The sequence below is a fragment of the Herbidospora solisilvae genome, from assembly GCF_009901565.1.
Lineage (GTDB): Bacteria > Actinomycetota > Actinomycetes > Streptosporangiales > Streptosporangiaceae > Herbidospora > Herbidospora solisilvae.
The window spans coordinates 1-17,147 of the sequence record NZ_WXEW01000010.1; the positions used below are offsets into that span (position 1 = coordinate 1).

The 17,147-nt window shown below is 71.3% G+C and carries 16 protein-coding genes and 1 rRNA gene; 12 read left to right on the forward strand and 5 right to left on the reverse strand.

Annotated features, from left to right (window positions below):
• Positions 1-116 (forward strand): 5S ribosomal RNA (gene rrf, locus GT755_RS30575).
• A 149-nt stretch (positions 117-265) separates the two neighbouring features.
• On the opposite strand, the gene GT755_RS30580 is transcribed toward rrf, so the two are convergent.
• Positions 266-2,026: a hypothetical protein gene (locus GT755_RS30580; RefSeq protein ID WP_161483062.1), complete on the reverse strand. Its 1,761-nt coding sequence runs from the start codon at positions 2,024-2,026 to the stop codon at positions 266-268.
• Between GT755_RS30580 and GT755_RS30585 the strand changes: the two genes are divergently transcribed.
• Positions 1,919-2,938: a tetratricopeptide repeat protein gene (locus GT755_RS30585; RefSeq protein WP_328794576.1), complete on the forward strand. Its 1,020-nt coding sequence runs from the start codon at positions 1,919-1,921 to the stop codon at positions 2,936-2,938. The two genes, GT755_RS30580 and GT755_RS30585, sit on opposite strands and share 108 nt — an antisense overlap.
• Here the strand turns inward: GT755_RS30585 and GT755_RS30590 are convergent, their stop codons facing one another.
• Positions 2,939-3,865 carry an MBL fold metallo-hydrolase gene (locus tag GT755_RS30590; protein WP_161483063.1) on the reverse strand — a complete coding sequence of 309 codons (927 nt, stop codon included), beginning with the start codon at positions 3,863-3,865 and terminating at the stop codon, positions 2,939-2,941. It abuts the gene before it with no gap.
• 100 nt (positions 3,866-3,965) lie between these two features.
• On the opposite strand from GT755_RS30590, the gene GT755_RS30595 reads away from it, so the two are divergent.
• Positions 3,966-4,331: a single-stranded DNA-binding protein gene (locus GT755_RS30595; RefSeq protein ID WP_161483064.1), complete on the forward strand. Its 366-nt coding sequence runs from the start codon at positions 3,966-3,968 to the stop codon at positions 4,329-4,331.
• Between the two features lie 316 nt (positions 4,332-4,647).
• On the opposite strand, the gene GT755_RS30600 is transcribed toward GT755_RS30595, so the two are convergent.
• On the reverse strand, positions 4,648-5,874 hold the full coding sequence (locus GT755_RS30600; protein WP_235967799.1) for a DUF1015 family protein: 1,227 nt from the start codon (positions 5,872-5,874) through the stop codon (positions 4,648-4,650).
• Positions 5,875-6,039: 165 nt separating this feature from the next.
• Between GT755_RS30600 and GT755_RS30605 the strand changes: the two genes are divergently transcribed.
• On the forward strand, positions 6,040-6,381 hold the full coding sequence (locus GT755_RS30605) for a tetratricopeptide repeat protein (RefSeq protein ID WP_156045452.1): 342 nt from the start codon (positions 6,040-6,042) through the stop codon (positions 6,379-6,381).
• Positions 6,378-7,367 carry an HAD-IIA family hydrolase gene (locus tag GT755_RS30610; RefSeq protein ID WP_161483066.1) on the forward strand — a complete coding sequence of 330 codons (990 nt, stop codon included), beginning with the start codon at positions 6,378-6,380 and terminating at the stop codon, positions 7,365-7,367. The genes GT755_RS30605 and GT755_RS30610 overlap by 4 nt, the downstream gene beginning before the upstream one ends.
• 575 nt (positions 7,368-7,942) lie before the next feature.
• On the opposite strand, the gene GT755_RS30615 is transcribed toward GT755_RS30610, so the two are convergent.
• Positions 7,943-8,179 (reverse strand): hypothetical protein, encoded by a 237-nt coding sequence (locus GT755_RS30615; protein WP_161483067.1) that lies wholly within the window; start codon positions 8,177-8,179, stop codon positions 7,943-7,945.
• A gap of 539 nt (positions 8,180-8,718) precedes the next feature.
• Positions 8,719-9,066, reverse strand: a complete 348-nt coding sequence (locus tag GT755_RS30620) for an SCP2 sterol-binding domain-containing protein (RefSeq protein ID WP_161483068.1) — start codon at positions 9,064-9,066, stop codon at positions 8,719-8,721.
• A gap of 121 nt (positions 9,067-9,187) precedes the next feature.
• Between GT755_RS30620 and GT755_RS30625 the strand changes: the two genes are divergently transcribed.
• From GT755_RS30625 to GT755_RS30655, 7 genes are all read left to right on the forward strand, one after another.
• Positions 9,188-10,435, forward strand: coding sequence for a hypothetical protein (locus tag GT755_RS30625; protein WP_161483069.1), 1,248 nt, complete (start codon positions 9,188-9,190; stop codon positions 10,433-10,435).
• Positions 10,436-10,586: 151 nt separating this feature from the next.
• Positions 10,587-10,880, forward strand: a complete 294-nt coding sequence (locus tag GT755_RS30630; RefSeq protein ID WP_161483070.1) for a hypothetical protein — start codon at positions 10,587-10,589, stop codon at positions 10,878-10,880.
• 40 nt (positions 10,881-10,920) lie between these two features.
• The gene (locus GT755_RS30635) at positions 10,921-11,733 is read left to right on the forward strand and encodes a TlyA family RNA methyltransferase (RefSeq protein WP_161483071.1); all 813 of its coding nucleotides are present in this window, start codon (positions 10,921-10,923) and stop codon (positions 11,731-11,733) included.
• Positions 11,730-12,635, forward strand: coding sequence for an NAD kinase (locus tag GT755_RS30640; protein WP_161483072.1), 906 nt, complete (start codon positions 11,730-11,732; stop codon positions 12,633-12,635). The genes GT755_RS30635 and GT755_RS30640 overlap by 4 nt, the downstream gene beginning before the upstream one ends.
• Before the next feature lie 76 nt (positions 12,636-12,711).
• Positions 12,712-14,430 carry a DNA repair protein RecN gene (gene recN, locus GT755_RS30645; RefSeq protein ID WP_161483073.1) on the forward strand — a complete coding sequence of 573 codons (1,719 nt, stop codon included), beginning with the start codon at positions 12,712-12,714 and terminating at the stop codon, positions 14,428-14,430.
• A 501-nt stretch (positions 14,431-14,931) separates the two neighbouring features.
• On the forward strand, positions 14,932-16,137 hold the full coding sequence (gene steA / locus GT755_RS30650) for a putative cytokinetic ring protein SteA (protein WP_407929440.1): 1,206 nt from the start codon (positions 14,932-14,934) through the stop codon (positions 16,135-16,137).
• The gene (locus GT755_RS30655; protein WP_161483075.1) at positions 16,134-17,138 is read left to right on the forward strand and encodes a copper transporter; all 1,005 of its coding nucleotides are present in this window, start codon (positions 16,134-16,136) and stop codon (positions 17,136-17,138) included. Before steA ends, GT755_RS30655 begins: the two co-directional genes overlap by 4 nt.
• Positions 17,139-17,147 lie beyond the last annotated feature (9 nt).

Here is a 17,147-nt window from a genome sequence, read left to right on the forward strand (position 1 = left end):
ACGGCGGTTATGGCGGAGGGGAAACACCCGGTTACATTCCGAACCCGGAAGTTAAGCCCTCCAGCGCCGATGGTACTGCACCGGGGACGGTGTGGGAGAGTAGGACACCGCCGGACAATCTTTATACGAAAGCCCGACCAGTACTGGTCGGGCTTTCGTCATTTCCGGGCAGGTCCGCATCACCTGCGAAGACTTGCTAGGCTGGCGTAGCCGGGCCACCCTGACGAACGGGTGGCCTTCGTCGCGTCAGAGGAATACGCGACCCCTAACAGTGCCCATACCGCGCACCCGCCTCGCAGCCAGAGACGTAGATCCGTACGCGGTGGAGCAACAGAGGATCAAAGTGAACAGAGAAGACGGGCGTGACGGCGCGGGCCGTGGCGATGAGCGAAACGACCGACCGGCCGGCGGCCGGGACGGCGACAGGTATGGCCGCGGCGGTGCCGACGGCAGAGGTGGCCAGGTAGACGGCCCGAACGACCGGGGCAACCGCCCCTTCCGCGCGAACAGCCGCGGCGGCTACCGCGACCGCGACGAGGTCCGCGGCGGCGGTGGCTTCGGCGGCCGCTACGGAGTACGCGACTCCCGCCCCCCGCGGTCGTCCGGCGACCGCGACGACCGCCCCCAGCGCTCCTACGGCGACCGCGACGACCGGCGGGGCTTCCAGAACCGCGACGACCGCCCCCAGCGCCCCTTCAACGACCGTGGCGACCGTGGCGACCGCCCGCAGCGCTCGTTCGGCGACCGTGGCGACCGCCCCCAGCGGCCTTTCAACGACCGCGGTGACCGTGGCGACCGTCCGCAGCGCTCGTTCGGCGACCGTGGTGACCGCCCCCAGCGGCCCTTCAGTGACCGTGGCGACCGTCCGCAGCGGTCTTTCGGTGATCGCGGCGACCGTCCCCAGAGGTCGTTCAACGATCGGGGTGACCGCCCCCAGCGTCCCTTCCAGGACCGTGGTGACCGTCCCCAGCGCTCGTTCGGCGACCGTGGTGACCGTCCCCAGCGGCCTTTCAGTGACCGTGGCGATCGTCCCCAGCGGTCCTTCAACGATCGTGGTGACCGGCCGCAGAGGTCCTTCGGTGATCGCGGTGAGCGGCCGCAGCGTCCCTACCAGGACCGTGGCGACCGTCCCCAGCGGTCCTTCAATGACCGTGGTGACCGTCCGCAGCGGTCGTATGGCGACCGGGATGACCGCCCGCAGCGGTCCTTCGGTGACCGTGGCGACCGACCCCAGCGTCCCTTCCAGGACCGGGGTGACCGCCCGCAGCGGTCGTTCCAGGACCGGGGTGACCGTCCCCAGAGGTCCTTCAATGATCGTGGCGACCGTCCGCAGCGTCCCTACCAGGACCGCGATGACCGTCGTGGTTTCCAGGACCGGGGCGACCGGCCCCAGCGGCCTTTCCAGGATCGTGGTGAGCGGCCGCAGCGGTCCTACGGTGATCGTGACGACCGGCAGTCCCGGCCGTTCCAGGACCGGGGCGACCGTCCCCAGCGGTCCTACGGAGACCGTGACGACCGGCCGCGTCGGTCGTTCGGTGACGATCGCCCGCAGCGGTCGTACCAGAACCGGGATGACCGGCCGCAGCGGTCGTTCGGCGACCGTGACGACCGGCGGGGTTCCCAGAACCGTGACGAGCGCCCTGTTTACGGTGACCGGGATCGGTTCCGGGGTGGCGACCGCCCGCAGCGGTCGTACCAGAACCGGGACGACCGGCCCCAGCGGTCGTTCCAGGACCGCGGCGACCGTCCGCAGCGGCCTTTCCAGGACCGTGACCGCCGGCCCTCCGGCGACCGGGACGACCGGCCGCGCCGCAGCTTCCAGGACGGTGGTGACCGGCCGCAGCGGTCGTTCGGTGACGACCGGGGAGGTAGCCGTACCCGCTATGGGCGGGAGGACGAGCCGCAGCGCGAGCGCGAGGTGCTGCCCGAGCTCGAGGCGGACATCACCGCGGAGGAGCTCGACCGCGAGGCCCGTGGCGAGCTGAAGTCGCTGCCGGGTGACCTGGCCGAGCTGGTGGCCAAGCACCTGGTCGCGGCGACGCGCGCCCTGGCGGCCGAGGACGCCGAGAAGGCCTACGAGCACGCCAAGGTCGCGCGCCGGTTCGCCGGACGCATCGGCGTGGTCCGGGAGGCGGTGGGCATCGCCGCCTACCACGCGGGGCAGTACGCCGAGGCGCTCAGCGACCTGCGGGCCGCCCGGCGGATGACCGGATCTGAGGCGTTCCTCCCGATCATGGCCGACTGCGAGCGCGGCATGGGCCGGCCGGAGCGTGCGCTCGACCTGGTCAAGTCCAAGGAGGCCGAGAAGCTCGACCGGGCGGGCAAGATCGAACTGGCCATCGTCGAGTCGGGCGCCCGGCGCGACCTGGGCCAGCTCGACGCGGCCGTCGTGACCCTCCAGCGCCTGACGGAACTGCGCGACCCGCAGCCCCGCGAGTGGTCGGCCCGCCTGGCCTTCGCCTACGCCGACGCCCTCGCGGCGGCCGGCCACGCGAGCGCCGCCGCCGACTGGTTCGGCCGGGCCGCCTCCTTCGACGAGGACGGCGAGACCGACGCGGCCGAGCGCTACGCCGAACTGACCGGCGCGGTGATCGAAGACATCGAGGAAGACGAGGGCGACTTCGACGACGACTTCGCCGACGACGCCTCGGACGACGACGATCTCGACGAGGAGTCCCCCGAGACCGCCTCGGCCGAGGACGACTCCGATGAGGACGACGATCTCGACGAGGAGTCCCCGGAGAACGCCTCCGCCGACGAGGATGACGACTTCGACGACGACGAGGACCTCGACGAGGAACCCGCCGGGAAGCAGGCCGCCGCCCCGGTGAAGGCCGGGGGCGACAAGCCGGCCGAGGAGGCCGGGTTCGGTCCGGCGTTCATCGAACCGGACTACGGCGACGTCCTCGACGGTCCGGCGGACAAGCCGGAGGCCTGATCAGGTCTTCGGGCGGTCGAGCCAGTGCATGATGCCCGTCAGGTTCGGCTCGGTGCCGCTGAGCATCTCGATGTGCTCAGCGGCCTTGTCGCCGGGAGCGGGCCGGGCATAACGGTCACGGGTGCGCTGGTCGACCATCGCCACGGCGTGGTCGAGGTCGAGCAGCTCGCCCTTGGCCTGCTTGGCCAGATCGACCCAGATCAGGAGTTCCTCGGCGGATCGCTCCAGAACCGATCCGACGTCGTCGACCGGGCCGTAGTGGCTGAACAGCAGCCGCTGCGGCCCGAGCGCTTCGAAGAGGGCGATCGACGCCAACGCCGTCTCGAGGTCGAAATCCGGCGGAGGCGTGGACGGTCGGACGTCCCCGGTGTCCGGGATGTACACCCCGGCGGCGTCCCCGACGTACAGATCACCCGTCAGCGAGTCGACCAGCCCGACGTGGTGCTTCGCGTGACCGGGCGAATAATGGCTGGTCAGCCGCCTGCCGTTGCCAAGGTCGATGGCCCCGGTGTCGCCGAGCGCCCGGATCCGGGCCGCGTCGGTCGGTTTCAGCATGCCGAAGAGGGTGTCGAGCCGCTCACCCCAGACCATCCGGGCACTGGACATCAACCGGGACGGATCGGCCAGATGCCGGGCCCCTTTCTCGTGTACGACGATCTCCGCAGCCGGGAACATTCCGGCGATGTCGCCCACCCCGCCCGCGTGGTCGAGATGGATGTGCGTCACGACGACCGTCGCGAGATCACCGGCTCCGACTCCGAGTGAGTCCAACGCGTCGCGGACGACCGGCGCCGAGGTCGACGTACCCGTCTCCACCAGGCATGGTCGATCGCCAAGGATCAGATATCCGGCGGTGATTCCGGCATATCCGGCCAGCCTCGTGTCGATTTCGTACACGTCTCCGCCGAGCGGGGTCACGTTTTCCACAGCTCACCTCAGAGCGAGAACGGGTTCTCACAGAACGGGACTCGAACAGCCGGTCCAGCAGCATAGTCACCGACAGTGGTGCCCGAGAGAAGGGGATCACATGTCAGTTGATCAAATGGTGAGCGCGCCCGCCCACCACAACGAGGTCATCCTGGTCGGCCGTCTGTCCAAGGCCCCGGAGGCCCGCCGGCTGCCCAGCGGCACCGAACTGACCCAATGGCGCCTGGCCGTCCGCCGCCACACACCCGACAACGAGAAGGGCCGCGCCGACGCCATCGAATGCGTGACCTACGACCCGATGGTCCGCGACTCCCTGATGGGCCTGACCGTCGACGACGTGGTGGAGGTCCAGGGCGCGCTACGCCGCCGCTGGTGGCGCGGAGGGAGCGCCTTCGAGGTCGAGGCCCGCTCGGTGCGCTTGGCCCATCGCGCCAGTACGGGGGATGAGGAGACCCCGCCGGGGTGAGGCCGACGGCGGGTTGGGGTGGCCGGGCGATTCGATGCTGCCGCTGAGGTGTGGCGAGCCCTTCTGGCCTGCGTATCCTTACGAGCTCCGCTCGCCAGTTCGGTTCACAAGTTCGGTTCGTCGGCTGGGGGTCGCCTACCGGATCGCGGAGCGACTTCGCTCGCTGGCCGGGCCTGCGGAGCGGTTTCCTTGCCATGGTCAGCTGCGGGCGAAGCGAAGTCGCCCGTCGGATGGCCGCGGGGCGTTTCCGGGAAGTGGTTTGCCGATGAAGGGAAGCCGCCCGGCGGGTCGTCCGTGAGCGGCTCCCGCGGGCTGGTCAGCCGGTGGCGAAGGTTCTCAGGACCAGGCCGGTGGCCGGTTTCGGGCTGAACGAAGTCGACTTTCTGGGCACTCGTTCGCCCTCTTCGGCCACGGCGAAGACGTCCGACGCGTCCAGGGGGCGCATCAGGACCGCCGTGCCGTTGGACTCGCCGGCCAGGCGGACGGCGGTGGTGTGGTCGTGGTGGACGATCTGGACGTTCTGCTCGTCGTCCTCGATGCCCCACACCTTCGGGAGGAGGAACTCGTTCAGGACGGCTGTGACCAGGGAGCGCCAGCGGGGCGAACGCTCTTTCGGCATGGCCAGGTTCAGCTGGAGGGGGTCGGGGTGGGTCAGGAGGTGGGCCGTCTGGCCTGCGGTGATGACATAGGCGGGGGAGTCCGCGTCGGCCAGGGCGGCGAGGGCCTCGTCCAGGCGGGGGTGGTCGGTGACCTGCCAGGAGCCCTTGGCACGGGCGACGGCCTCACTCAGGGGCAGGCCGGGGATCACGCGGTGGATCGCCTTGAGGTCCGGAGGGTAGGCCGTCGAGTCGACCAGGTAGGCGAGGCCGCCGTCCCAGGGGCCGGGTGCGTCGTGTTCGGCCTGGAGCTCCTGGTAGGTGGCGTAGCGGTGGTGGCCGTCGGCGATCATGGCGTGGTGGTCGGCCAGGTCTTCGGCGATCTTGTCGAGGGCGCCGGGGTCAGTGATCGCCCAGAGGCGGTGCCTGGTGTGTTCGCTCAGGTTGACGTCCACCAGAGGGGGTCTGGTCGCGGCCGTCTCCTCGACGAGGGCGGTGGCGGGGCCGCCGCCGGCGTACAGGAGGAAGATGGGTTCGAGGTTGGCCTCGGTGGTGCGCATGAGGGCCAGGCGGTCTGCCACGGGGCCGGGCATGACGTTCTCGTGAGGGAGGACGGCGTCGGAGCCGACGCCCACGGCGCCGATCAGGCCGCGCTGGACGAAGGTGGGGCCGCTCTGTTCGTACACATAAAGAGCGGGTTGTTCGTCGGCGGCCAGGATTCCCTCGCTGAGCCACGCGGCCAAGGTGTGGCGGGCCTCGGTGTAGTGGCCGGGGCCGGGAAGGATCAGGCGGACCACGTTGTTCGGATGGGCGTCAGCGAGCCGCCGGGCCTCGGCGGGGGAGATGAGGTCGTAGGGCGGCGAGGTCAGAGCGCTCAGATCGTCGGCCGTGTAGCGCACGCCACGGAACGGGCGCAGCACCAGTCCCGCCCGTTCAGATCTCTCCATATCGGGCATGCTGCCATAAAGGCCCGGACTCCCCACTGCCGCGGTGCCCGGTTGGAACCGAAATCGGAAGCAGGAGGCCATTGCGTGACACGGCATGATCAGAATGGAGTGGGCGATACGTCCGGCAGCCCGTCGGGCGACGTATACGAGTGGTACCAGCGCGGCATGAAGCTCCTCCAGGAGGGCAGCCCCGCTGCCGCCGCGGCGCTCCTGGAGCGCGCGGCCGACGCCGAACCCGATGCTCGGAGCATCCGCGAGGGCCTGGCTCGGGCCCAGTTCAACTCACGCCGGTACGAGGAGGCGGCCACCAGCTTCCGCTGGATCGTGGACGCGAACCCGGCCGAAGACTACGCCTACTACGGTCTCGGTATGGCACTTTGGCGAACCGGCGACATCGAAGGCGCCCAGGAACCCCTGGCCGTCGCTGTCGCGATGCGTCCCGACGAACGACACTACGTCTCCGCCCTCACCCAGATCCGGGCGACCCTGCGCGCGAGGCGCGCGTGAACCACCTGCTCGACGCGTACGACACCCTGCTCCTCGACCTCGACGGTGTGGTCTACCTGGGACGGCACGCCGTCCCGGGCGCACCGGAGGCGCTGGCCCTGGCCCGGGAGCGGGGCGTACGCCTGGCCTACGTCACGAACAACGCCTCCCGCACCCCGGCCGCGATCGCCGAACACCTGACCCACCTGGGGGTGCCCGCGTCGCCCGACGACGTGGTGACCTCCGCGCAGGCCGCCGCCCGCCTGGTGGCCGAACACGTGCCCGCCGGGTCGGCCGTGCTCGTCGTGGGCGGGATGGGACTGCGGTCGGCCCTGCGTGCTCATGGCCTGCGGCCGGTGACGACCGCGCTGGAGGGTCCGGCGGCGGTCGTCCAGGGCATCTGGGACGGGCTCTCCTACGGGCTGCTCAGCGAGGGGACGCTGGCGGTGCGGGGCGGGGCCTGGTTCGTGGGGGCCAACCACGACAGCACGATGCCGACCGATCGGGGCGAAATGCCCGGGAACGGGTCGATGCTGAAGGTCATTCAGACCGCCACGGGGGTGAGTCCGGTGGTGGCAGGGAAACCGGAGCCTCCCCTGCATCGGGAGTCGATGATCCGCACCGAGGCGCAACGGCCGTTGATCGTGGGCGATCGGCTCGACACCGACATCGAGGGCGCCAACCGGGCCGGGGTCGACAGTCTGCTGGTGCTGACGGGGGTGGCCACGCCGCTCGACCTGCTGACGGCCGAGCCGGTCCATCGGCCCACCCACGTGTCGGCCGATCTGTCCGGGTTGCATCAGCCCGCCGCTTCCGCGCGCGCCACTCAAGACGGGTTCGCGTGCGGTGGATGGGTGGCCTCGTGGGATGGCGGGCGGTTGCGGCTGTCCGGGAGCGGGGAGTCGATCGACGCCTTGCGGGCGGCTTGCGCTGCCACGTGGGCCGGCGTGGGGGACGGGAGAGCGGAGGAGGACGCCGTCAAGCCGGCGCTTCGGGCCTTCGGCTAGAGCCTCGCGTCGGGTTGTCCGACCGGTCGAGCAGCGTCGCCTTGCCGCTGCCGGAGCGGTCGGCGCCCCGCAGCAGGATGTCGTTCCCCGAGTTTCTTCGCGGGTGGCCGTGGTGATGAGGGGGCCGCCCTTTGCCGGGGTGCCCGTCGGTTTGCCGGAACAGCGTCTGCTGAGGGCTTGGGCCGCGCTTGCTTGCCGGGCGGGAGGGCGACTTCTCGGCTTGTGGTGCTTTCTTGTGGCTTGTTGATGCGCTGAGTCGGGTCGGTTGTGTTAGCGGGTGCGGGAATGGCGTCGTATTGGCGGAGTTGCTCGGGCTGGGATTCAGTGTGAGACATCGCGTTCGCGCGGTGGCCTAACGTGGCTGCCGTGCGGGCGGCTGCGAATGGTCTCTCTCCAAAGCCGGATCCGTTTCGTTGTGGCCTTCGGGACTTCAAACCTTTCCGAAGGGCCTGTCGCCACATGGTGATCAGAATGCGTGAGGCACGGAGTTCGAGTTACGAGAACTGAATGGAAGCGACGGCGGAATTCGGGAGTCCTTGGCGCCTTGTCCTGGCGGTCAGTGGGGACTGGAGGCGTCAGAGGAGCAGCGTGGATGGCGCAGGGCCGGCTGCGGCGACCGGCCACGTGTAGCTCGGATCCGCCGCTGGAGGTGCGGCGGGGCCTGCGGTGTCATGGCCGGCGTTCGCCCGGCTGACGCTGCTGCGGCAGCGGGTCCGCTCGGCGCTGATCGGGCCCGACAACCCGTCGGTGGTGAAGACGCCGCTGGTCATCGCGAAGCCCGGCCCGGCTTTGGCCACGTGGTGCAGGAGCATCGAGTACATAGTGCTTGCAAGGTCCAGGTGCACCGATTACGTGATGCCACCCGGCCCGTCCTCTTGGGGTCTGGCCGTCATGTGTTGCTTGGTGGCGAGGCGTTGTTCGGTCGGCTGCGCAGGCCGGCTGGTTTCCGACGTGTGCACTTCGGAGCAGGGTGACGGTTCTCTTGGAGGGTCTGTTCAGCGGCGGGCCGCGATGTGAATTCCACGCGTTGTCGTCACGGCCCTCGCGTGACGGGGCCGTTGTTCAGTCGGGATCGAGAGGGCGGAGGGTCTCCAACCAGGCGGGAGAGCTGTGTTGCGGCGCTTTCGTGACCGGTGCCTGTCCAGGGTGTTGGGGACCGGTCGTCGGTGAGGTGTCCTGGGCTGTGTCGCGGACCATTCGTGAACGAGGGGGCGGGAGGTCTCCAGCCAGGTGGGGCGGTTTCGTGACCGGCGTCTCGTGCGGGTTGTCGCGGACCGGTCGTCGGTGCGGTGGTTTGGGCCGTATCGCGGACCACCGCATCGGGCGTTCGGAGGTGAGGTCGAACGGGGGTTCAGAGGAGGCGGCGGAGGCGGAGGAGGTCGCCCAGGCTCGCGTCGATTTTGACTCTGCCGCCGAAAAGGGCTCGGGCCATGTCGAGTTCGCCGTTGACGAGGGCGATGAGGTCTTCGCTGCCCAGGGTGAGTTTCACTTCGGCCGGACGGCCGTCGGCCGGGGGGATCTCGGTGAAGGGGTCGAGGCCTTCGCGGTGAATGCGGCCGTAGAAGGTGACGTTCAGGTCGGAGATGCGGCATTGGAGCCGGCGCTCGACGACATGTTTGGCGCGGTCCTCGTCGCTGATCTCGTGGAACTGCTCGCCCAATTTGTCCAATGCGGCACGGCATTCTTCGATCGTCGCCATGCGTCATCCCCCTTAAGCCAGGACCGGTCAAATGCCCATCTACCAACGGACGGTAGCGTTCAACCTGAGTACTACGCGAAATCTGACACGTGGGGGCGTGTCAGGTGACAAGGGGGTTCGCATGGTGTTCCATACGCTGCGTGGCATCGTACAGATGGCCACGTCGCTCACCGAGACGGCCACGAGCAACGCTCGCGCCGCCGTCATCGACCTGCTCGACACGGACTCGTCGCGGTCCGCGAAGTCGCGGCGGTCGTCCCGGTCGTCGTCCCGGTCGGCGCGGTCGTCGAAGGGGATCCAGGAGTACGTCCGGTCAGGGGCCGACCAGGTGCTCGGGGCGTTCGACCTCGCGCGCAAGGACGAGGTCGACCGGCTGCGGTCGCAGGTCCGCGAGCTGGAGGGACGTCTGAAACCGGCCAACCGGGCCAACGGGTCGCGCTCGCGCACGTCCACCCGCGCGAAGGCGGCCTCGGCGCGGACGTCCCGGGGGGTGTCGGCCCGGGTGTCCGGGATGGCGGCCAAGGCCGACCGGACCATCTCGGCCATCACCGGCAAGGCCGCGTCGAGCGCCAAGAAGACGACCGGCGCGAAGTCATCGGCGGCCAAGCGGACGGCCAAGGCGGCCGCCTCGGGGTCTCCGGCCCGCCGGACGTCGGCGGCCCGCTCCGGGACGGCGCGGAAGGCCACGACCGCCCGCACCGCCGCGTCGCGGTCCAGGGCCGGTCTCAACGGCGCCGCGGCGTCGTCGCGGACGGCGTCCGGATCCACGTCCGCGCGCAGGGCGTCGTCGTCCCGTTCGGGTGCGTCGGCGACGGGTTCGGTCCGTCGGGCGTCGGTCTCCCGGACGGCCGGTTCCGCCAAGACGTCGGCCGGCTCGGCTCGCCGGTCGTCGGCTTCCGCGTCTACGGGTTCCGCGCGCAGGTCGTCGGCTTCCGCGTCGGCGGGTTCCGCGCGTAAGGCGTCCGGTTCCGCGGGTAAGGCGTCGGCCTCCCGGTCCGCCTCGGCCGGTTCGGTGCGCAAGGCCTCGGCCGCTCGCAAGGGGTCCGCCGCCACTCGTACCACGGCCGCTCGCAAGAGCGCGTCCGCCGCCGGGAACCGGATCGCGACGGCCGAGAAGGCCGCCGCGCGGATCGTCAAGGCCACCGGTTCCACCCGGGGCGCGCGGGCCGAGAAGATGGCCGCGCGCATGGCGCACGCCGTCGGGACGGCGCGCACGCCGGCGCACGCCGTCTCCCGGGCGGCCTCGCACGCGGCGAGCGTCGTGGCGGCCAAGGCGCCGGCCTCGACCGCGCCCGGCAAGGGCGGGAAGAAGTCCGCGAAGAAGGCGCTCGCCAAGAAGCCGGGCAAGAAGGCCGGCAAGAAGTCGTAGCGCCGCCGGGTGGGCGGCGGGCGACGTCGTCGGCCCGGTCCGCTACCGTCAAGGCGGCGGAGCGTCTGAGGCCCGTGTTCGGGAGCCTTGTTTCGGGTGCCTCGTGAGGCGTTTCGGGCAAGGGCCGCGTATCTGACACCGGAGGGGGCGCATGACCGAGATGAACTCGGCCGGCGGTGGGGAAGCCGTCGTGCCGGTGCAGGCCGCTGTGTCCGCAGATGCCGGTTCGCCGGCTGATGTCATGGCGACCCCGACAATCAACGTGGTGCCGGCCGTTGTCCCGGCCGGCACCCGACCGCCCGGCGCCGAGGCCGATCCGGAGGCGGCGGTCCGTGCCGCCGTCGAACGGCTCGCGGAGGCGCCGGTGGCGGCTCATGTGGAGGTGTACGAGCAGGTGCTCGGCACGTTGGAGGAGACCCTTGCCGCTGTGGACGACCGCCCGTGATCGATAATCCCCCCACCACGTCCCTCGCCAGGGGTGACCGTTGAGTCAGCGCCGCCGTCTCGACAGTGAGCTGGTGCGGCGCAAGCTGGCCCGCTCGCGGGAGCAGGCCGCCCAGCTCATCGAGGCGGGCCGGGTCACCATCGGTGGCCGGCCCGCCTCCAAAGCGGCCACGCAGGTCGACACCGCCGCCCCGATCGTGGTCGCCGAGGCCCCTGAGGGGCCCGACTACGTCTCCCGGGGGGCGCACAAGCTCATCGGCGCCCTCGACGTCTTCGCCGACCTCGACGTCACGGGGCGGCGCTGCCTCGACGCGGGGGCGTCGACCGGCGGGTTCACCGACGTGCTGCTGCGGCGCGGGGCCGCCCACGTGCTGGCGGTCGACGTCGGCTATGGGCAACTCGCCTGGTCGCTGCGGACCGACGAGCGGGTCACCGTGATGGAGCGGGTGAACGTCCGCGACCTCACCCCCGAGATGGTCGGGGAGCCGCCCACGCTCGTCGTCGGCGACCTGTCGTTCATCTCGCTGCGGCTGGTGCTGCCCGCGCTGACCGCGTGCCTGGCCGAGGGCGGGGAGCTGGTCATGCTGGTCAAGCCCCAGTTCGAGGTGGGGAAGGAACGGGTGGGGGCCGGAGGGGTCGTCCGCGACCCGGAGCTGAGGGCCGAGGCGGTGCGCGACGCCGCGGCGGCGGCGGAGCGGCTGGGGCTCACGGTCAAGGGGGTGACGGCCAGTCCGCTGCCGGGTCCTTCGGGCAATGTGGAATACCTGATCCGGCTGGGGAAGGGTTCCGGTCACGAGGCGGTCGCCGACGTGGCCGCCGCCGTCGCCCGTGCCGTCGAGGAGGGGCCACGATGAGTGACAGCCGATCGGTCCTGATCACCACGCACACCGGGCGTGACGCCGCCGTCGAGAGCGCCCGGCTGGTCATCGACCGCCTGCTCAAGGAAGGGCTGAGGGTCCGGGTCCTGGCCGACGAGGCCGACGAGGTGGCCCGGTCGGGCGTCGAGGTCGTGCCGGCCGACGAGCGGGCCGCCTTCGGCGCCGAGATCATCATCGTCCTGGGCGGCGACGGAACGCTCCTGCGGGCCGCCGAGATCTCCCGGCCCACGGGCGTGCCGCTGCTGGGCGTCAACCTCGGGCACGTCGGGTTCCTCGCCGAGGCCGAGGTGGAGGACCTCCACGTCGTCGTCGACCGGGTCGTCGACGGGCGGTTCGAGGTCGAGGAGCGCATGACCCTCGACGTGACCGTCCGCAACGGCACCGTGCTGGCGCGCACGTGGGCGCTCAACGAGGCGTCGGTGGAGAAGCGCGACCGCATGCTGGAGGTCGTGGCGGAGATCGACGGGCATCCGCTGTCCCGCTGGGGCTGCGACGGCGTCATCTGCGCCACGTCGACCGGGTCGACCGCCTACGCGTTCTCCGCCGGAGGGCCCGTCGTGTGGCCTCAGGTCGAGGCGCTGCTGGTGGTGCCCAACAGCGCCCACGCGCTGTTCGCGCGGCCGCTCGTGGTGGCCCCGACGAGCTCGATCGCGATCGAGCTGCTGTCGACGACCCACGCGGGCGTGTTGTGGTGCGACGGCCGCCGCCGCTTCGACCTGCCGCCGGGCGCGCGGGTGGAGGTCCGCAAGGGCACCCATCCGGTACGCCTCGCGCGCATGCTCGGCGTCGACTCCACGGGCGTGCCGTTCACCGACCGGTTGGTCGCCAAGTTTGGCCTTCCGGTGGAGGGATGGCGCGGCCGCGCCAGGCCCGCCTGAGGTCTGAGCGACTCGAAAATCTTGGCGAGTTGCGCGTAGGATCGCTTGCGACATTGACGTTGAACGGGAGGGACCAGTGCGGCCGAGGGTCGAGGAGGTCCGCATCCGGGGACTGGGTGTCATCGACGAGGCCGTCCTCGAGTTGTCACCCGGTTTCACCGTTGTCACGGGTGAGACGGGCGCCGGCAAGACCATGGTGGTGACCGGCCTGGGGCTGCTGTTCGGCGGCCGGGCCGACCCCGCGCGGGTCCGGCCGGGGGCCGACAAGGCGACCGTCGAGGGCACGCTCATCGTCGACCCGGCCGGCCGGGCCGCCCAGCAGGTGTTCGACATCGGCGGCGAGGTCGACGGCGGTGAGCTCATCATCTCCCGCACCGTCTCCTCCGAGGGCCGGTCGCGGGCCTGGCTCGGCGGCCGCACCGTCCCGGTCGGCACGCTGACGTTCCTGGCCGACGACCTGGTGGCCGTCCACGGGCAGATGGACCAGCAGCGGCTGCTCCAGCCCGGCCGCCAGCGCGCCGCGCTCGACCGCTACGCCGGAGACGAGCTGGTCAAGCCGCTGCGCGCCTACGAGCAGGCCTACAAGCGCCACAAGCAGGTCGGCGACCTGCTCGCCGAGCTGACCGGCCGGGCCCGCGAACGCGCGCAGGAGGCCGACGTGCTGCGGTTCGGCCTGGAGGAGATCGAGAAGGTCGCCCCCCTGCCCGGCGAAGACGCCGAGCTGAAGGAGGAGGCCGAGCGCCTCACCCACGCCGACACCCTCCGCACGGCCGCGACGACCGCCCACACCGCGCTGCTGGGCGACCCGATGTCGGGGCCGGAGGCGGCGCCCGACGCGGTGTCGCTCATCGGGCAGGCGCGGTCGGCCGTCGAGTCGGCCCGCGACTACGACCCCGCGCTCGCCGGGCTGGCCGAGCGGCTGGCCGAGGCCGGCTACCTGCTCAACGACGTCGCGACCGAGCTGGCCGCCTACGCCGAGTCGGTCGAGGCCGACCCCCAGCGCCTGTCGATCGTCCACGAACGCCGCTCCCAGCTCAACGGGCTGACCCGCAAATACGGCGCCGACGTCGGCGAGGTGCTGGCCTGGGCCGAGCGGGCGGCCGTCCGCGTCGGCGAGCTCGACGGCGACGACGACCGCATCGGCGAGCTGACCCGCGAACACGAGGAGCTGACCGCCCGGCTCGGCGAGCTGGCCGGTGAGCTGACCCGCATCCGCGAGGCCGCCGCCGAACGCTTCGCGGCCGCGGTGACCGAGGAGCTGACCGCGCTGGCCATGCCCCACGCCCGGGTCGCCGTCGTCATCGATTCGAGCGGCGACTTCGGCCCGACGGGGGTCGACGAGGTCGAGTTGCGCATGGCCCCCCACCCGGCGTCCCCGCCGCTGCCGCTGAACAAGGGCGCGTCGGGGGGCGAGCTCAGCCGCGTCATGCTGGCCATCGAGGTCGTGTTCGCCGGTGCCGACCCGGTGCCGACGTTCGTCTTCGACGAGGTCGACGCGGGCGTCGGCGGCAAGGCGGCCGTGGAGATCGGGCGGCGGCTGGCCAAGCTGGCCCGCACCGCCCAGGTCATCGTGGTCACCCACCTGCCCCAGGTGGCGGCCTTCGCCGACCAGCACCTGGTGGTTGAGAAGGACAGCGACGGCAGCGTGGTGCGCAGCGGCGTGGTGACCCTCGACCGCGAGGCCCGCAAGCGCGAGCTCGCCCGCATGCTGGCCGGCATGGAGGACTCCGAGCTCGGCCGCGCCCACGCCGAGGAACTGCTGGCCACGGCGGCCGCTGCGAAGTCCGCCGGCTGACGTTCCCGCGCACAATCCGGCGCCCCCCGATGGTCCGCGGGCGCGATCCGTGTCGTGATGGGCCGCGGTTGACGTGGAGGCTCCGTCGTCGCGGCGGGCCCCTGGGCGGGTGCTTGGCGCCGGATGCGGTGCGGTGGGATGACGGCGGGCGGTGCCGGGTGGGCGGAGCCGTAACGGAAATGAAAGAGCAGCTCAGCGCCGGGCGGCGGGAGAGCGGAATCACACCCCGCCTTAATCACATATCGGAAACTTGTCGGCGAATCTCGCGAAAGTCGGCCAGGCTGGAGTCACCGCGGGTGGCGGTCGCGCGGGGGTGTGCGGCCGATCGTCCGGAAAGGCCTCCCGCGACGGGTGACATCGGTTCGTGTTCTGGGCAGAGGTGGGCATCGTGCCCGGACGAGGCCGGATGGCGACATGGGGGACGGCGGCATGAGGGCAGGGTGGCGACAAAGCTGGCGGGTGCCGGGGTGTCGGGCCTTCATGGTCGCCGCCTCTGGCAGGATGGTCCCGATGAAGGTCTCGAGCGTCAGGGTTCCAGGCCTCCGCCGCCGGAAGGTCAGTGTCCTTCCCGGGGTGACTGCGACGGCGCGGATCGACCGGCGCACCAAGAGGCTCACCAAACGCCTTCGCCCGGGGGAAGTCGCGATCATCGATCACGTCGACATCGACCGGGTCAGCGCGGAGGCCCTCGTCGCGTGTGGCGTGGCCGTGGTGGTCAACGTCGCGGCGAGCGTCTCCGGCCGTTACCCGAACCTGGGGCCGCAGATCCTGCTCGAGGCCGGGGTGACCCTGGTCGACAACGCGACGCCGGAGCTGTTCGAGAAGGTCCGTGACGGTGACACCGTCCGGATCGCCGACGGCGTCGTCTACGTCGACGACGAGATCGCCGGCAAGGGCGAGGTGATGACCGCCGAGTCGGTCGAGGCCGCGATGGTCGAGGCCCGCGCGGGGTTGTCGGTCCAGATCGAGGCGTTCACCGTCAACACCATGGAGTACGTCCGCCGCGAGCGCGACCTGCTCATCGACGGCGTCGGCGTGCCCGACGTCCGCACCAAGCTCGACGGGCGGCACGCCCTGATCGTGGTGCGCGGTTACCACTACAAGGAAGACATCGCCGCGCTGCGGCCCTACATCCGCGAATACCGGCCGGTCATGATCGGGGTCGACGGCGGCGCCGACGCGCTGCTGGAGGCCGGTTACCGGCCCGACATCATCGTCGGCGACTTCGACTCGGTCTCCGACGAGGCGCTGAGCGGCGGCGCCGAGCTCGTCGTGCACGCCTATCCCGACGGCCGGGCCCCCGGGCTCGACCGGGTGCGCAAGCTGGGGCGCGACGCCGTCGTCTTCCCGGCCGCCGCCACCAGCGAGGACATCGCGATGTTGCTGGCCGACGAGAAGGGCGCCTCGCTCATCGTCGCGGTCGGCACCCACGCCACGCTCGTCGAGTTCCTCGACAAGGGGCGCGCGGGCATGGCCAGCACCTTCCTCACCCGGCTCCGGCTGGGCAGCAAGCTCATCGACGCCAAAGGCGTCAGCAGGCTCTATCGCAGCCGCATCTCCGCGGCGTCGCTGCTTCTCCTGGTGGCCACCACGATCGTGACGATCGGCGTGGTGCTGTTCGTCTCGCCGGTCGGCAAGATCTGGCTCGACGGGGCGCAGGACGTCTGGAACGGCTTCATCTTCTGGGTGGTCGGACTCTTCTCGTGATCGATTTTCGCTATCACCTCGTCTCCATCGTGGCGATCTTCCTGGCGCTGACGGTCGGCATCGTGCTCGGCAGCACCGTCATCCAGGACCCGATCATCGAGTCGACGCAGGTGACCGCCGAGACGTTGAAGAAGGAGAACCTGACCCTTCGGGCCGAGATGGCCGCGCAGCAGGCCCGCGAAGACGGCAACAACACCTTCGTCTCCTCCGCCACCGCCGAACTGGTCGAGCGCGACCTGGCCGGCGAGCGGGTCGTGGTCGTCGAGGCCCCCGGCGCCCCCACGGCGCTGCGCGACCCGCTGCGCGAGGTGCTGGAGCTGGCCGGCGCGACCTACACGGGCCGGGTGTCGCTCACCGACGGCTTCCTGGAGCCCGAGCAGGCCGGGGTCGTCGACGGGCTGGCCACCCAGCTCGCCCCGGCCGGGGCGGCCTTCCCCGAAGGCGCCACCCCCTACGACAAGGCGGGCACCGTGCTGGCCGCCGCGCTCGTGACGAACATGCGCCCGCAGGCGGGCACGGTCAACACGGCCACCTCGACGGTGCTCTCGGCCTTCCAGGAGGGCGGGTTCATCGCGGTCTCCGGCGAACCGGCCGACCGGGCCACCCTGGCGATCGTGGTCGCGCCCGCGCTGCCCTACGAGGGCGAGACGGCCGAGACGATGAACGGGGCGATCGTTTCGGTGTCCGGCGCCCTCGACAAGGCCGGGCTCGGTACCGTCATGACCGGCACCACCGCCGCCTCGGCGACCGGCGGCGTCATCGCCGCGCTGCTCGACTCGGGCGAGGAGACCTCCCAGGTCTCCAGCGTCGACACCCTCGACCTCCCCTCGGGGCGGATCGTCGTGGTCGACGCGCTCCGGGAGCAGCTCGGCGGGCAGTCGGGCGCCTACGGGATCGGCAGCGGCGCGACCGCGTTCGAGCCGGCCCCGGCCGTGCCCGCGATCACGCCGTCCGTCACCCCCTCTGCGATTCCGTCTCCCGTGGCCTCGTCCACGGGCTGACCCGGAAGG

Coding starts and splice junctions, on each gene's coding strand:
- GT755_RS30600 (WP_235967799.1), bottom strand. CDS start 5,874: ATGGAGAGATCTGAACGGGCGGGACTGGTGCTGCGCCCGTTCCGTGGC.
- GT755_RS30595 (WP_161483064.1), top strand. CDS start 3,966: ATGTCAGTTGATCAAATGGTGAGCGCGCCCGCCCACCACAACGAGGTC.
- GT755_RS30625 (WP_161483069.1), top strand. CDS start 9,188: ATGGTGTTCCATACGCTGCGTGGCATCGTACAGATGGCCACGTCGCTC.
- GT755_RS30615 (WP_161483067.1), bottom strand. CDS start 8,179: ATGCTCCTGCACCACGTGGCCAAAGCCGGGCCGGGCTTCGCGATGACC.
- steA (WP_407929440.1), top strand. CDS start 14,932: ATGGTCCCGATGAAGGTCTCGAGCGTCAGGGTTCCAGGCCTCCGCCGC.
- GT755_RS30620 (WP_161483068.1), bottom strand. CDS start 9,066: ATGGCGACGATCGAAGAATGCCGTGCCGCATTGGACAAATTGGGCGAG.
- GT755_RS30640 (WP_161483072.1), top strand. CDS start 11,730: ATGAGTGACAGCCGATCGGTCCTGATCACCACGCACACCGGGCGTGAC.
- GT755_RS30630 (WP_161483070.1), top strand. CDS start 10,587: ATGACCGAGATGAACTCGGCCGGCGGTGGGGAAGCCGTCGTGCCGGTG.
- GT755_RS30605 (WP_156045452.1), top strand. CDS start 6,040: ATGAAGCTCCTCCAGGAGGGCAGCCCCGCTGCCGCCGCGGCGCTCCTG.